Origin of the sequence: Bradyrhizobium sp. PMVTL-01 (assembly GCF_051861855.1) — a bacterium.
Taxonomy (GTDB): domain Bacteria; phylum Pseudomonadota; class Alphaproteobacteria; order Rhizobiales; family Xanthobacteraceae; genus Bradyrhizobium.
Genome location: NZ_CP193982.1, coordinates 6795437 through 6810747 on the forward strand (window position 1 = coordinate 6795437; position 15311 = coordinate 6810747).

General features: G+C 65.0%; 13 protein-coding genes. 3 read left to right on the top strand and 10 right to left on the bottom strand.

Annotated features, from left to right (window positions below):
• Window positions 1-2: 2 nt before the first annotated feature.
• The 7 genes from ACRQ5Q_RS32855 to ACRQ5Q_RS32885 form a co-directional block, all read right to left on the bottom strand.
• Window positions 3-1286 (bottom strand): acetyl-CoA C-acetyltransferase, encoded by a 1284-nt coding sequence (locus ACRQ5Q_RS32855; RefSeq protein WP_439394059.1) that lies wholly within the window; start codon window positions 1284-1286, stop codon window positions 3-5.
• The gene (locus ACRQ5Q_RS32860) at window positions 1286-3553 is read right to left on the bottom strand and encodes an acyl-CoA dehydrogenase (RefSeq protein WP_439394060.1); all 2268 of its coding nucleotides are present in this window, start codon (window positions 3551-3553) and stop codon (window positions 1286-1288) included. Before ACRQ5Q_RS32860 ends, ACRQ5Q_RS32855 begins: the two co-directional genes overlap by 1 nt.
• 180 nt (window positions 3554-3733) lie before the next feature.
• Window positions 3734-4357 (bottom strand): flavin reductase family protein, encoded by a 624-nt coding sequence (locus ACRQ5Q_RS32865; RefSeq protein ID WP_439373699.1) that lies wholly within the window; start codon window positions 4355-4357, stop codon window positions 3734-3736.
• Between the two features lie 193 nt (window positions 4358-4550).
• Window positions 4551-5150, bottom strand: coding sequence for a TetR/AcrR family transcriptional regulator (locus tag ACRQ5Q_RS32870; RefSeq protein ID WP_439394062.1), 600 nt, complete (start codon window positions 5148-5150; stop codon window positions 4551-4553).
• 33 nt (window positions 5151-5183) lie between these two features.
• Window positions 5184-8321, bottom strand: coding sequence for an efflux RND transporter permease subunit (locus ACRQ5Q_RS32875; protein WP_439373697.1), 3138 nt, complete (start codon window positions 8319-8321; stop codon window positions 5184-5186).
• 174 nt (window positions 8322-8495) lie between these two features.
• Window positions 8496-9602 (bottom strand): efflux RND transporter periplasmic adaptor subunit, encoded by a 1107-nt coding sequence (locus ACRQ5Q_RS32880; protein WP_439394064.1) that lies wholly within the window; start codon window positions 9600-9602, stop codon window positions 8496-8498.
• Window positions 9603-9889: 287 nt separating this feature from the next.
• Complete coding sequence (locus ACRQ5Q_RS32885; protein WP_439373695.1) at window positions 9890-11221, bottom strand: MFS transporter; 1332 nt, start codon at window positions 11219-11221, stop codon at window positions 9890-9892.
• A 93-nt stretch (window positions 11222-11314) separates the two neighbouring features.
• On the opposite strand from ACRQ5Q_RS32885, the gene ACRQ5Q_RS32890 reads away from it, so the two are divergent.
• On the top strand, window positions 11315-11779 hold the full coding sequence (locus ACRQ5Q_RS32890; protein WP_439394065.1) for a DUF2809 domain-containing protein: 465 nt from the start codon (window positions 11315-11317) through the stop codon (window positions 11777-11779).
• Between the two features lie 68 nt (window positions 11780-11847).
• Here ACRQ5Q_RS32890 and ACRQ5Q_RS32895 read toward each other — a convergent pair whose 3' ends face one another.
• The gene (locus tag ACRQ5Q_RS32895; protein WP_439394067.1) at window positions 11848-13014 is read right to left on the bottom strand and encodes a winged helix-turn-helix domain-containing protein; all 1167 of its coding nucleotides are present in this window, start codon (window positions 13012-13014) and stop codon (window positions 11848-11850) included.
• Between the two features lie 330 nt (window positions 13015-13344).
• Between ACRQ5Q_RS32895 and ACRQ5Q_RS32900 the strand changes: the two genes are divergently transcribed.
• Entirely contained in the window at window positions 13345-13521 is a 177-nt protein-coding gene (locus ACRQ5Q_RS32900) for a hypothetical protein (protein ID WP_439394068.1), read from the top strand.
• On the opposite strand, the gene ACRQ5Q_RS32905 is transcribed toward ACRQ5Q_RS32900, so the two are convergent.
• Together ACRQ5Q_RS32905 and ACRQ5Q_RS32910 are read right to left on the bottom strand one after the other, a co-directional pair.
• Window positions 13518-13793 carry a hypothetical protein gene (locus tag ACRQ5Q_RS32905; protein ID WP_439394070.1) on the bottom strand — a complete coding sequence of 92 codons (276 nt, stop codon included), beginning with the start codon at window positions 13791-13793 and terminating at the stop codon, window positions 13518-13520. The genes ACRQ5Q_RS32900 and ACRQ5Q_RS32905 overlap by 4 nt on opposite strands.
• A 120-nt stretch (window positions 13794-13913) precedes the next feature.
• Window positions 13914-14159 (bottom strand): hypothetical protein, encoded by a 246-nt coding sequence (locus tag ACRQ5Q_RS32910; protein ID WP_439373691.1) that lies wholly within the window; start codon window positions 14157-14159, stop codon window positions 13914-13916.
• Window positions 14160-14632: 473 nt separating this feature from the next.
• On the opposite strand from ACRQ5Q_RS32910, the gene ACRQ5Q_RS32915 reads away from it, so the two are divergent.
• Window positions 14633-15274: an OmpA family protein gene (locus tag ACRQ5Q_RS32915; protein ID WP_439394071.1), complete on the top strand. Its 642-nt coding sequence runs from the start codon at window positions 14633-14635 to the stop codon at window positions 15272-15274.
• Window positions 15275-15311: the final 37 nt, after the last annotated feature.

A 15311-nucleotide genomic window follows, 5' to 3' on the forward strand; every position in this document is an offset into this window, starting at 1 on the left:
GGTCACACCGCCTCGATCAGCATGGCGCCGCCGAGCCCGCCGCCGATGCATTCGGTGGCAACGCCGCGCCGCGTGCCGAGCCGCTGCATGGCGTTGACGAGATGCAGCACGATGCGGTTGCCGGAGGTGCCGACCGGATGGCCGAGCGAGATCGCGCCGCCATCGACGTTGAGCCGCTCGCGATCGAGCTCGCCAGCGGCACCGTCCAGCTCCAGGATCTCGCGGCAGAATTTTTCGTCGTTCCATGCGGCGAGGCAGCCGAGCACCTGGGTCGCAAAGGCCTCATTCAGCTCCCAGGTCTCGACGTCCTTGATGGTGAGGTCATTGCGCTTCAGCAGCGGCGTCGCGGACATCACGGGCCCGAGTCCCATGATGCTGGGATCCAGTGCGGCCCAGTGGCTGTCGACGATCACTGCCTTCGGCTCCAGCTTGTGCTTGGCTACGGCCGCATCAGAAGCAAGGATCACCCAGGACGCGCCGTCGGTGATCTGCGAGGAATTGCCGGCGGTGACCTGGCCCCAGGGCCGCTCGAACACCGGCCTCAGTTTCGCGAGAGACTCGGCCGTCGAGTCCGGCCGCACGCCGTCGTCATGGTCGAAGAATTTGCCGTCGCGGGAGAACGCGGTCTCGACCTCGCCTTTCAGAAAGCCCTCGGCCTGCGCATGCGCAAGCCGGCGATGGCTTTCGGCCGCATAGGCGTCGGACTGTGCGCGGGTGATGCCGAAGAGATGGCCGACGACCTCGGCGGTCTGCCCCATGTTCAGGTCGGTGACGGGATCGGTCAGCCCGCGCTCGAGGCCGATGATCGGCTTGAGATCACGCGGCCGCAGCTTGAACGCGGCGGCGAACTTCGCCGCCACGCCCTTGGCGGTGGCGAGACCCGCAAACCAGCGCACACCGGAATTCGGCCAGACAAGCGGCGCGTGGCTCAGCGCCTCGGTGCCGCCGGCCAGGATCATGTCGGCATGGCCTTCGCGGATGTAGCGATAGGCGGTGTCGATCGACTGCATGCCGGAGCCGCAATTGATCTGCACGGTGAAGGCGACCATGTCCTCACCCATGCCGAGCCGGAGCGCGGCGACGCGGGCCGGGTTCGTCTCGTCCGCGATCACGTTGACGCAGCCGAGGATGACCTGGTCGAAATCAACGGGAGAAAACGGCTGCCGCGCCAGCAGCGGCCGGCCGCATTGCACGGCAAGATCGACCGGCGTGAATGGACCCGGCTCCGAACGTGCCTTCAGAAAAGGCGTCCGGCTGCCGTCGACGATGAAAACCGGTCGTGCCATCAGCTTGCCGCCCTCTGCTCACCGAGTTCCTGGAAGAACTGATGCACGTCGGCGGCTTTCCTGTAAATCGGCGACAGCGCCTCCGGCGCAAAATCGTCGACTTCGATCACTTTCGTGACGGCGTGGTGGGCGGCGGCGAGTTGCTCGCCCTCGGCCTGCGCGATCACGCCCTTCGTCACCGCGTCCTTCCAGTCGCGAATGTGCGCGGCACGCATGCGCCTGGCGATGGCGTCGGCGTCCGCGACCAGCTTGAACGCACGCTCCAGCCGGGCGAAACCGCCGTCGTCGTCGACATAAGCGAGATCCGGCGTGAGGCGTTCGCGCGCCGCCGACGGCTCGAGCACGAGGCTGGCGCATCGGTGCACGACGCGGTCGGACGGGCCGAGCACGCGCGCGCCGAAGGGCTGCACGACGAGCTTGAGGAAGCCGGCGGCGAAGCGATTGGGCAGGTTGGCGAGGATTTCGGCAAGCCGGCTCTCGATGGTCTTGAAGCCGGTCGCCATGCACCATTCCAGCGCAGCAAAGTCCTCCTTCTGCCGGCCCTCGTCCTGCCAGCGCTTCAGGACGGCTGAAAGCAGATACAGTTCGGAGAGAATGTCGCCGAAGCGTGCCGACAGCATCTCCTTGCGCTTGAGCGCGCCGCCGAGCGTCAGCAGCGCCATGTCGGCGCAGAGAGCGAAAGCCGCCGAATAGCGCGAGAGCTGGCGGTAGAATGGCGTGGCATCGCCGGCATCGGGCGCCATCGCGAAGGCGCCAAAGGTCCAGCTCCGGCCAAAGGCCCGGAACAGCGTCTGAAAACTGTGGCCGAGGTGTTTCCAGAACGCGGTATCGAACGCGGTGAGCCCTCGCTCGCGATCAGTGTCCGCCAGCGCATTCATCTCATCGAGCAGATAGGGATGGGCGCGGATGGCGCCCTGCCCGAACACGATGAGATTGCGGGTCAGGATGTTGGCGCCCTCGACCGTGATGCCGACGGGCACGGCGCGATGCAGATTGCCGAGATAGTTCTGCGGACCGTCGATCACGGCCTTGCCGCCGTGAATGTCCATGGCGTCGTCGACCGCGGTGCGCATCCGCTCCGTTGCGTGCAGCTTCATGATGCCGGAAATGACGGCGGGATGAATGCCGGCGTTCAGGGCCGCGCATGTCAGCCGACGCGCGGCATCGAGCTGGTAGGCGGTGGCGACGATGCGGGCGAGCGGCTCCTCGACGCCCTCGAACTTGGAGATCGAGACACCGAACTGCTCGCGGATGCGGGCGTAAGCACCCGTGGTGCGCGCGGCATAGGCGGCGCCGGCCGCCGAGAGCGACGGCAGCGAAATGCCGCGGCCGGCGGCAAGCGCGGTCATCAGCATCTTCCAGCCCTGTCCGAGACGCTCCTTGCCGCCGATGACGTAGTCGAGCGGGATGAAGACGTCGCGGCCCCGGTTCGGGCCGTTCTGGAACACCTGCATCGAGGGCAGATGGCGCCGGCCGATCTCGACACCGGGCAAGTTCGTCGGGATCAGCGCTACGGTGATGCCGAGCTCTTCGTGCTCGCCGACCAGATGATCGGGATCGTAGGCCTTGAAGGCGAGGCCGAGCAGCGTCGCGACCGGGCCGAGCGTGATGTAGCGCTTGTGCCAGTTGAGCCTGAGACCTGTGACCTCGCGGCCCTCGAAAATGCCTTTGCAGACGATGCCGGTGTCGACCATCGAGGCGGCATCCGAGCCGGCCTCGGGGCTGGTGAGGCCGAAGCAGGGAATGTCGCGGCCATCGGCGAGCCGGGGCAGCCAGCGCTCCTGCTGCTCTTTCGTACCGAAGCGCATCAGGAGTTCGCCGGGGCCGAGCGAGTTCGGCACCATCACCGTGACGGCGGCGGCGATTGAGCGGGTCGAGATCTTGCGCACCACTTCCGAATGCGCGTAGGGCGAGAAACCGAGGCCGCCGAACTCCTTCGGAATGATCATGCCGAAGAACTTTTCGCGCTTGACGAAATGCCAGACGTCCTGCGGCAGGTCGCGCCATTCCCAGAAGATTTTCCACTCGTCGAGCATGGCGCAGAGCGCGTCGACGGGGCCGCTCAGGAAGGCCTGCTCCTCCTCGGTCAATCTGGCCGGCGCGATTTTCAGCAATTTCGACCAGTCGGGATCGCCGGTGAAGAGATCGGCATCCCACCAGACGTCGCCCGCCTCCAGCGCCTCGCGCTCGGTGTCGGACATCGCCGGCAGCACGCCGCGTGCCCAGGAGAATATCGGCTTTGTGATGTTGTCGCGACGGAAGCTCATGGCGGACCTCATGCATCGGCGCGGTGACAGGGCATTTTAACGGAAACTGGCGGGGGTGCGTGAACACTTCGCGGGCAAAACGAAGCGAATTGGCCGCGGCCGGGCAGCCGCCCAAGCCATAACGGCCGGGGCGTGGTGGCAGTTCCGGGAGAGGAAATGACGTGGAGAGAGGCGGCCCCGCTAATCCGGCCGGATCATCTCGAACATGTTTTCCGGCTTGATCTCGAAATAATCACCGCGGCGGCCGGCGCGCACGATGGGGCGGGCGGCGGCGGTCTGGTAGACGCCGTCCTTGATCATGGCCTTGTCGATATGGACGGCGACGACCTCGCCCAGCGTCAGCCAGGCATCGGCCTCCTTGCCGTCGGCGCCCTTGAGGCGAACGATGTCGGAGACCTTGCATTCGAAGGCGACGGGGCTCTCGCCGACGCGCGGCACGTTGACGAGCTTGCCGGGGACCGCGGTGAGGCCCGCGATCTTGAACTCATCCACCTCGGGAGCGACATGCGCGGCCGTCGCGTTCATGTGCTTGGCGAGATCCATCGTGGTCAGATTCCAGACGAACTCCCGGGTCTGCTCCATGTTGGCGACCGTGTCCTTCCAGTTGGTGGAGGAGAAGCCGATGATCGGCGGCACGTAGCAGAACGCGTTGAAGAAGCTGTAGGGCGCGAGGTTGACGTGGCCCCTGGTGTCACGCGAGGAGATCCAGCCGATCGGCCGCGGCGCAATGATGGCGTTGAAGGGATCGTGCTTGAGGCCGTGGCCCTTGGAGGGCTCGTAGAAGTAAAGGTCTTTGTCGGTCACGGGCTTGCTTCCTTTTCGTCATTGCGAGCGCAGCGAAGCAAATCCAGAAGTGCTGCTCCTCACCCTGAGGAGCAGGGAGTCTGGATTGCTTCGCTGCCTCGCAATGACGGAGTATGTTGATCCGTCATGGGTCGCCATCAGCCGGCCAGTCCCGGGGTGGTCGGCCCGTTTATAGAGGAAACAGCCCCGCCCGTCAGGGGCGCGGCGACAGACCCGCGATGACGAAATCGATCATCTGGTCGATGGTCGGGCCCGGCTTGGTGGCGCACTGGGCGATCATCTGGGGGTGGAAGAAGCGGATCATCGCGGTACAGGCGCACTGCGCGGCCAGTTGCAGGTCCGGCGCCTCGAACTCGCCGGAGGCGACACCTTGCGCGATCATCTGGCCGATGACGCCGGCGATGCATTCCATATGGGCGGCGCAGACGTCCCAGTCCTCCTCCATCGCGATCGCGACCATCTCGTGCAGCTTGTTGTCGCCGACATAGCGCTCGGTGTTCATGCGGTGGATGGTGGTGAGCAACTCACGGAAGCGCGCGAGCACCGGGCCGGGCCGGGCCACGATCCGCTGCGCCTCCAGCTCGACCTCGCCCATCAGGCCTCTCGCCACCGCCTGGTGAATCGCCTTCTTCGATTCGAAGAAGCGATAGACGTTGGCGGGGCTCATCCTGAGCTCCTTGGCGATGTCCCCGACCGTCGTCTTCTGGTAGCCGATCTGGCGGAACAGCCGCTCGGCCACCTCGAGGATACGATCCCGGGTGTCGCCTTCGATATGCTCCGCAACCAGTGTCATCTGTCAGGACTCGTCGATCAGCACTCTTCTCATCTATTCAGCCGCTTCGGCAAGCGGAATTGCATGCTGGTCATCGCTCCCATGCTGCGGCGCGGCAGGCCGCTCGGGGTTCCCCGCCTCGTCCAGGCTCTTGCGGAACCACAGGGCATAGAGGCCCGGCAGGTACAGGAGCGTCAGGAACGTCGCGACAAAGAGGCCGCCCATGATGGTGATCGCCATCGGGCCCCAGAAGGCCGAGCGCGACAGCGGGATCATGGCCAGGATGGCGGCGAGCGCCGTCAGCACCACGGGGCGGGCCCGGCGGACGGTGGCTTCCACGATCGCCTCGCGCCGGGTCAGGCCGTGGCTGACGTCGGTCTCGATCTGGTCGACCAGGATGACCGTGTTGCGCATGATCATACCGGCGAGCGCGATCAGGCCGAGCAGCGCCACGAAGCCGAACGGGGCGTTGGCGACGTTGAGGCCGAGGGAGGCGCCGACGATGCCGAGCGGCGCGGTCAGGAACACCAGGATCAGGCGCGAGAAGCTCTGCAGCTGGATCATCAGCAGCGTCAGCATCACCATGACCATCACCGGGAAGAGGATGAAGATCGAGGCATTGCCCTTGGCGGATTCCTCGAACGCGCCGCCCGCCTCGATGCGGTAGGCCGGCTCGAGATGATCCTTGATCGCCTTCAGCTTCGGCGTGATCTGGTTGGTCACGTCGGGCGCCTGCACGCCGTCGACGACGTCGGAGCGCACGGTGATCGCCATGTCGCGGTTACGCCGCCACATGATCGGCTCCTCGTGGGCATATTCGATCTTGGCGATCTGCTGCAGCGGCACGGCGACGCCGTTGCGCGATGTGATGGTGAGGTCGCCGACGCCACCGAGGTCGAGGCGCTCGGACGGGATCGCACGGGCGACTACGCCGACCTTCTCGATGCCGTCGCGCACGGTGGTGACCTGCGAGCCCGAGATCAGCATCGCGAGCGCCTGCGAGACGTCCTGCGGGGTCAGGCCCATGGCGCGGGCGCGATCCTGGTCGACGACGAGCTTCAGGTAGGGCGACTGCTCGTTCCAGTCGAGCTGGACGTCCTTGACGCTCTTGTTCTGGCGCATGACGTCGCGGACCTGATAGGCGATCTCGCGCACCTTGTTGGGGTCGGGGCCGATCACGCGGAACTGCACCGGGAAGCCGACCGGCGGGCCGAAGTTGAAGCGGTCGACGCGCACGCGCGCCTCGGTGAGGAAGCCCTCGGCAGCCGCGTTCTCGATCTTGGCCTTGATGCGCTCGCGCGCCTCCACGCCCTTGGCTACGATGACGATCTCGGCGAAGGCCTCGTTCGGCAGCTGCGGGTTGAGGCCGAGCCAGAAGCGCGGCGAGCCCTGGCCGACGTAGGACGTATAGGTCTCGATGTCCGTGTCGTCCTTGAGCAGCGTCTCGGCCTTTTTAACGGCCTTCTCGGTCACGTTGAAGGCGGTGCCTTCGGGCAGGCGCAGCTGCAGGAACAGCTCGGGCCGCTCCGACAGCGGGAAGAACTGCTGCTGGACGTGGCCGAAGCCGACGATCGAGGCGACGAACACGCCGACGGTCGCGGCCACCACGGTGATGCGGTGGTTGACGCACCATTGCACGATGGCGCGCAGGCCGCGGTACATGCGGGTCTCGTAGACCGCGTGCGGATCGTGGTTGTGGTGCGCCTTCATCTCGGGCAGCAGCTTGACGCCGATATAGGGCGTGAAGATCACCGCAACGAACCAGGAGGCGACCAGCGCGATCGCCACGATCCAGAAGATGCTGCCGGCATATTCGCCGACCGCCGAATTGGCAAAGCCGATCGGGAGGAAGCCAGCGGCCGTGACCAGCGTTCCCGTGAGCATCGGAAACGCAGTTGATTCCCAGGCAAAGGATGCCGCGCGCATGCGATCCCAGCCCTGCTCCATCTTCACCACCATCATCTCGACCGCGATGATGGCATCGTCGACGAGCAGGCCGAGCGCGATGATCAGCGCGCCGAGCGTGATGCGGTGCAGGTCGAGCGACATCGTGTTCATGACGATGAAGACGATACCGAGCACCAGCGGCACCGACAGCGCGACCACGATGCCGGTGCGCCAGCCCAGCGCCAGGAACGAGACGAACAGCACGATGACGAGCGCTTCCAAGAAGGAGTGCACGAACTCGCCGACGGCGTGCTCGACCACCTTGGGCTGGTCGGCGATCAGCTTGACGTCGATGCCCTGCGGCACGGCCTTCATGAACTCGGCGGTCGCCTTTTCGACCTCCTTGCCGAGTTCGAGAATGTTGGCACCCTTGGCGGTGACGACACCGATGCCGATGGCGGCCTTGCCTTCCTGGCGGACGACGAAGCTCGGCGGATCGACATAGCCGTGGGTAACGGTGGCGATATCCCCGAGGCGGAAGACGCGGCCGTTACTCTCGACCGGGGTCTCGGCCACGGCCTTGGCGCCGTCGAGCGCACCGGTGACGCGCAGCGGCACGCGCTGCGAGGAGGTCTCCACCGTGCCGGCCGGGGTCACGTTGTTCTGCTTGGCGAGCGAATCGAACAGCGCCTGCGGCGTGATGCCGAGGGTGGCGAGCTTGGCGTGGCTGAACTCGACGAAGATGCGCTCATCCTGATTGCCGTAGACGTCGACCTTGGTGACGCCGGGTACCTTGAGCAGGCGCTGGCGGAACCCTTCGGAGACCTTCTTGAGCTGGGCGTAGTCGGCGCCGTCGCCGGTCATCATGTAGAGGATGGAATCGACGTCGGAGAACTCGTCGTTGACGACGGGTCCGAGAATGCCGGAGGGCAGCTGGCCCTGGACGTCGACCAGCTTCTTGCGCAAGAGATAGAAGAGGTAGGGCACGTCCTTCGGCGGCGTGTTGTCGCGGAAGGTGACCTGGAGCGCGGTGAAGGCTGGCTTGGAGTAGGTCTGCACCTTCTCGAAGTAAGGCAGCTCCTGGATCTTCTTCTCGATGGGATCGGCGACCTGGGTCTGCATCTCCTGCGCGGTCGCGCCCGGCCAGATCACGGAGACGTTGACCACCTTCACCGTGAAGAACGGATCCTCGGCACGGCCGAGCTTCTCATAGGAGAAGAAGCCGGCGACGCCGAGCACGAGCATCAGGAAGAGAACCAGCGTCGGATGGCTGACGGCCCAGGCCGAAAGGTTGAAGCGCTTCATCGCACTCTCCGAAGGTCGATCCAGTTAAAAACGACAGCCACTCTGTTCAAACGTCGTCGCAAGGCAGCGAAGCAATCCAGGGGGCTGGGCAGATTCTGGATCGCTTCGCCGCTTCAGCCTTTGCTTAGGGACAAGGGCCGAAACTCACCTCACAAGACGTAACTCGTAAAAAACCTAGAACGACAGCGACGACACGACCCGCACCCGCTGGCTCGGATCGAGCTTCTGCACGCCGAGGGCGACGATCTTGGCGCCCTCGTCGACACCGCCGGTGATGACGACGTCGTTGCTCTCGTAGGACTTCACCGTCACCGGCTTGAGCGTGACCGCGCCGTTTTCGTCGACGACGTAGAAAGAGGGTTTGCCGCCTTCGTTGAACAGCGCCGACAGCGGCAGCCGCGCGACGCGCTCGGTGGCAGCGTCCGACAGCGTCAGCGTCGCGGTCATACCGAGCGCGACCTTGTCGTCGGCCTCGGGCAGCGAGAATTTTGCGAGATAGGTGCGGGTGGCAGGATCCGCCGCCGGCGCGATCTCGCGCAGCTTCGCTGCGTACTTCTTGTCCGGCTCGGACCAAAGAGTGACGCTGGCGACGCCCGACTTGGCGCGTCCAACCAGCGTCTCAGGGATCGCGACGACCGCTTCCTTCTCGGCAAAGCGGGCGATACGGATCGAAGCCTGGCCCGCGGCGACCACCTGGCCGGGCTCGATCAGCGTTGCGGTGACGACGCCGCGGGCGTCGGCAACAAGCGTCGCGTAGGAAAGGGAATTCTTGGTCAGCTCGACGGACCGCACCGCGCGGTCGAGGCGCGCTCGCGCCTCATCGGCGGACGCCCTGCTCGAATCCAGCTGCGCATCGGTGGTCCAGCCCTTGGCCTTCAGGTCCTTGGCGCGCTGCTCGGCGGCCGCGGCCTGGGCCAGCACGCCGGTGGCGGCGCTCTGCTCGGCGACCGCTTGCTCGGCCTGGAGCTTCAGATCGACCTCGTCGAGGGTGGCGAGCGGCTGGCCGACCTCGACGGTCTGGCCGACTTCCACGAGGCGTTTTGCAACTTTACCGGCGACGCGGAAGCCGAGATCGCTCTCGATCCGGGGCCGGACGGTGCCGACGAAGCTCCGCTCGGGGGTCTCGGCATCATAATGGGCGGTGGCGACCAGAACGGGCCGCGGCGGCTCGGCTTTCTCGGCAACGGTGTCATTGCACCCAGCCAGGGTGGCGGCCAACAGGGCCAGCGACACACCCGCCAAAAGCTTGGAATAGCTGGACAAAACTGACCGGACGAACATCGGAGGGCACTCCTGCGGCTGCAATGAGAGGAATGTCGACTAATCACTGATAAAAGTCAATAATCGTCAGTCATCAGGAAAGCGTGATCGTTAAGGGGTGGTAACCCTCCGCTTCGCCCTGGCAAAAGCCAGGGCCCGTTACCTCGGTTAGGATTGGGGACTGCCGCCAGGAAGGTGCTATCGCAGGGTGGGCAAAGCGAAGCGTGCCCGCCAGACCATTCTCCCAGGGGAAGATGGTGGCTGGCGCGCAAAGGGCGCGCGCCACCCTGCGGGACCGTTTATTCGTTCTACCGCCCCTGTCCGGCGAACTCGTGCTTGGTGTCGTGGCCCCCCACGAACACCAGAATGCCGGCAAGCAGCGGCAGGACCGCCAGGACGAGCAGACCGGTCGAGGTCTGCCCCGTGGCCTCCTTGACCCACCCGATCAGATACGGACCGCCGAAGCCGGCGAGGTTGCCGATCGAGTTGATCAGCGCGATGGCGCCGGCGGCGGCCGTGCCGGAGAGCCAGGCCGTCGGCAGGGTCCAGAACACGCCGAAGCAGCAGAACACGCCGATTGCGGCGACCGTCAGCGCCACCATCGTCATGGTGGGATCGGTCAGATACGAGGAGATGCCGAGCGCGACGGCCGTGAGCAGCAGCGGCGCGCCGACATGCATCACGCGCTCGCGCGTCTTATCGGAATGCCGCGCCCACAGGATCATGGCGATGGTGCCGAACAGGTACGGGATCGCGGTGACGAAGCCGGTCTGCGCATTGGTGAGGCCGAACGCCTTGACGATCTGCGGCAGCCAGAACTGCATGCCGTAGAGCGCGCCGACGAAGCCGAAATAGATCAGGCTGAGTGCGATCACCTTGGGCGAGGACAGCGCCTCGGCGAGCGAGAGATGCTTCACCGCCTGCTTGGCGGCGATCTCGGAATCGAGCTTCGCCTTGAGCCAGGCCTTCTGCTCGGCCGAGAGCCAGTTCGCCTTCTCCGGCTTGTCGGTGAGGTAGAACCAGGTGACGATGCCGAGCAGCACCGAGGGGATGCCCTCGATGATGAACAGCCACTGCCAGCCCCTCAGCCCCATCAGGCCGTCGAGCCCGAGCAGCAGGCCCGAGATCGGCGCGCCGATCACGGTCGAGACCGGCACCGCGACGGCGAAGGCGGCGAGGAAGCGGGCGCGATATTCGGCCGGATACCAATAGGTGAGATAGAGGATGATGCCGGGGAAAAAGCCGGCTTCGGCGACGCCGAGCAGGAAGCGCAGGACGTAGAAGCTGGTCACGCCACTGACCATCGCCATCAGCGCCGAGATGATGCCCCAGGTCACCATGATGCGGGCGATCCAGCGGCTGGCGCCGAATTTCTCCAGCGCGAGGTTGCTCGGCACCTCGAAGATGAAATAGCCGATGAAGAAGATGCCGGCGCCCCAGGAGAAGATCAGCGGCGTGAACTTCAGCTCCGCGTTCATGGTCAGCGCGGCGAAGCCGAGATTGACGCGGTCGAGATAGGAGAAGAAGTAGGCCAGCACCAGGAACGGGATCAGGCGCCAGGAGATGGCGCGGATCGTCGAGGTCTCGATTTCGCTCTTGGCGGCGCCGGCGGAACCGGCATAGGTCGTGATCTGGCTCATGGCTTTCCCCCCGGGGTTGTTGCTTTTTATGGGCTGGTTATGGGCTGGCTCGCGGTTTTCCGGATTGCGGGCGAAGAGTCAATGGAGCGAGCAATGCACGGGACGCAACCAGTCAACTCCATTGCACCGCTCCGGACATCGCTGACCCGCGCCGCCCTCGCGCTCGTCGTGATCGCCTGCGGGCTGTCCTTGCGCTGGTATGGATTTCCGCTCGGCCTCCCCGCCTTCGTGGTGAAGTACGGCGGCTCGCTGCTGTGGGCGACGATGGTGTTCTTCCTGGTGGGGGTTTTGCTGCCGGGGCTCACGCCGGAGGCAGCTCGCGGCCATCGCGATGGTGATTGCGCTCGTGGTCGAGTTTCGCGGCTGGTGCATGTGCCGTGGCTCGATACGTTCCGGCTCACCACCGCCGGCGCGCTGCTGCTCGGGCGCATCTTCTCGCTGTGGAATCTCGTGGCATATGCTGTGGGGATAGCGTTCGGCGCCTGGATCGATCAGCTCGCCCCACTTCATAGGGTGCGTCAGCCTTGCGGCTGCGTGAAGCGCAATCCGCTGGCATAACGCACCGCTTCTGTTCCCGCGGATACGAGCAGTGGTGGACTACGCAGGGCTAATCCACCCAACGACGCTCACTCCGCCAGCTGAAACCGCTCGAAACGATCGAGCTCGTCCTCGATCACGCGCTTGAGCTCCTTTCGGCCCGCCGTCTTCCTGCCCTGCCCGACCCAGGTCCATTTCTGGATCAGCAGCTTCCTTGCCTGCCGGTCGGTCTTGAGGTCGAGCGCGGCGACGATCTCGTCGCCGACCAGCACCGGCAGCGCGAAATAGCCGAGCTTGCGCTTGGCCTTCGGCACGTAGGCCTCGAACAGATGATTGTAGCCGAAGATGAGGTTGGTGCGCTTGCGCTGGATGATCAGCGGGTCGAACGGCGAGAGGATGTGGACGAGATCGGGCGGCGGCCTCTCGCCGCCCGCCTCCAGCACCGCCGGCTGCGCCCAATGCTCCTGCTTGCCGGCCCCCTCGATCGCGACAGGGACAAGCTCGCCGCGGCGGACGCGCGCGGCAATCAGGCCCGCCACGGCCGTCTTGCGCGGCGCGTCGAGATGGCAGGTCGAATCGAGGCTGACGACACCCTGTGAGCGGAGCGCGCGATCGAGCAGATAGGCCGTGATGTCCTTGTTCGAAGCCGGCTTCGGCAGCTTGTCCCAGCCGAAATGACGCATCATGAGATCATAGGTCTTGAGCATGCCCCGGCGCTCGCTGATGGTCGCAACGCCCGTATAGAAGGCGAGCTGCAACGCCCGCTTGGAGGGTTTGCGGCTCTGCCACAGGTGCTCCTTCTCGGTGAGCACGTCGTCCTCGATGTCGCGGATCGTCAGCGGACCGGCGCGCAGCAGCCGCATCACCTTGCGCGTGTCGGCAGGCTTGACCGAGGCGTACCACTTGTGGCCCTCGCGGCGATGCTCGCGCATCGCCGGGAGAAAGAAGCGGAAATCGGCCGCCGGCACGTAGGAAAGCGCATGGGTCCAGTATTCGAACACGCTCTTGTCGACGCTCTGGGCCTGCCGCAGATCGGCGCGGCGGTAGGACGGGATGCGGCTATACAGGATGTGGTGGTGACAGCGCTCGATGACGTTGATGGTGTCGATCTGGACATAGCCGAGATGAGCGACCGCGGCCGCAACGGCCTGCGCACCCTCGCCGAACGGGGTGCGCTCGTCCAGCCGCTGGGCATGAAGCCAGATCTGCCGGGCCTGTGTGGTGGTAAGGGGGAGGAGTTTGGGCGCGCAGGACATTGCAGGACACAATGTAGCGGGATTCGCGCCAGGAGAAAGAAGGGGGCAAAGCAGCCGTCAAGGAAAGAGCCGCGTGCCATCTGCTGACAGCGCGGCCGGACGGCGCGCAGCGCGCCTACTTCATCGACATCGCCTCCTGCGACTTCATGTCGTGGCCCCCGGAGCCGGTTCCGAGGGGGTAGGCTCCAAACTTTTGGCCACCCCCTACGCGACCTGCAAGCGCCAGAAGTTCTTCTTAATCGATCCGGCGTTCAGTCATGACGCCTCCAGGGCGCGCTGCACGGTGCTGGTGCCGACGCCGATAACTCGACACCGTGTGTGGAGGGCATCATGGGCATCATGGGCATCATGGGACTCTTCGACTTCGGCAAGCTCGGCAATTTCGGCAATCTCGTCATACAGGAAAACATTGCCGTGCAGATTGCTGTGGCTATCGGCGGCGCTAGCGCCACCGCCTTCAATCTGCTCGGTGGTCAGCTGAACTCCAGCTCTATCGCCGCCGCCTAAATTGCGGATGCCCGCACCCGTGCGGACTTCGTGAGTAGGGTTGGGGAGCATCGCAACATGCAGGCGCTCTTCATCTTGCCATTGCTCATGTCGGTGTTGGCCATGGCCATTTCCTTGTTCGCCGCCATCTTGGCTGGCGTGTCGGGTGTGCCGCCCATCATGGCTGCGGTCTTCATCATGTTGTCCTTGGTCCACGCCATCATGGCGGCGGATGCGGGGGACAGCGAAAGAGTGAACGCGACAAAGGCTGCGGCCGTGAGCAAGATCTTCATCAAAAGTCTCCTCCGTAAAACGAAACCGGCGTCATGCCGGCCTACGCAATTACGTATTCTCCCGCGCAGACGTTTCGCAGAGAAGACAATTTCCTTGCTGCGGCGCGAAGGCAGAAGCGGTCAGCGACTGTTTTTCGGCGCCCCGGACCGGTCACCCAGGCTGCCCGTGGCAACGTCCGGCTCGCACGACGCCTTGCCGCGCCCTTCGGCCTGGCAGCGATAGACGCTGCCGGTGAGGCGGTCGACCAGCCACATGTTCTCCTCGGTCGGCGCTTCGAGGCCGACATAGCGCGAGGTGAGGCTCGTGATCAGGGTCGACAGCAGGATCGCCAGCGCGATCATCGCCGCCCCGATATAGATGGGCATCGAGCTCAGGGACACAGTCCGATCCGGCGGGCCGCTGCGATAGAACTGATAGTCACTGGGCCTCGGCACTGGACGGAACTCGGCTCCCTTCATTCGCTCTCGTCGGATAAGGCATCCTGCTAGGCGCGCATCTGGCCGAAAAATTGTTCGCAGACTGGCCATCGCGCGACGGCTTTGCGACGATCGATGAGCACAGGTTTCATGGTGAACCGGCCTTGCGGTTCGCGGCGGCTATCCGGGTCACGCCAGGACAACCGCAGCTCGAACCCGCGCCGGAAAGGATGCGACCACTCTCTCCCCGCGCGCCTGTCCCGGGCGGCTCGGCCGTCGTGCGCCAGAAAACCGCAAATCGCGCCGGAATGGCCTCGGAGGCGTCCACTTCCACCGTGAGCAGGATCACACTTCGGCTTTTGAACCTCCCCTATGCTCGCAGCATCAAATCGTCATCAGGCGTTACAGCGAGGAATAGGACAATGACCCGTTTTGATAAGTTTTTTGGACTGAAGGCGATCACCCTCTCCGCCGCGATGTCGATGACGGCGGGGCTGGCCCTGGCCGGCGACAACAACGTCTCGACCGACAAGATCCTGGATGCACTGAAGCCGAAGCCTGTGACCCGCGGCCTGTCCGTCGGTCCGCCGGCCGATCCGACCGCGCAGGCCAAGGAAGCGGCGTTCCTGAACACGGTACGCAACCGCTCGACCCGCTCGCTCTCGACGGGCGAGCGCGAGCAGATCGCCGAACTCGCGGCGACCAAGCCGAAGATCGATCTGGAGATCCAGTTCGACTACAACTCGGCCGACATCGCCAAGACCTCGGTGCCGTCGGTGCAGGCGCTCGGCAAGGCGCTGTCCGACCCGGCGCTGAAAGGCTCGACCTTCGTGGTCGCCGGCCACACCGATGCGGTCGGCGGCGAAGAGTATAACCAGGGCCTCTCCGAACGGCGTGCCGACACCATCAAGAAGTACCTGGTGCAGAACCACGGCCTCAACGGCAACGATCTCGTCACCGTCGGCTACGGCAAGACCAAGCTGAAGGATGCCGCCAACGGCGCCGACCCGATCAACCGCCGCGTCCAGGTCGTGAACATGGACACCAAGACCGCGTCGAAATGATCTGAAAAGTAGTCGTCAACCGAACAAGGCCGCCTGC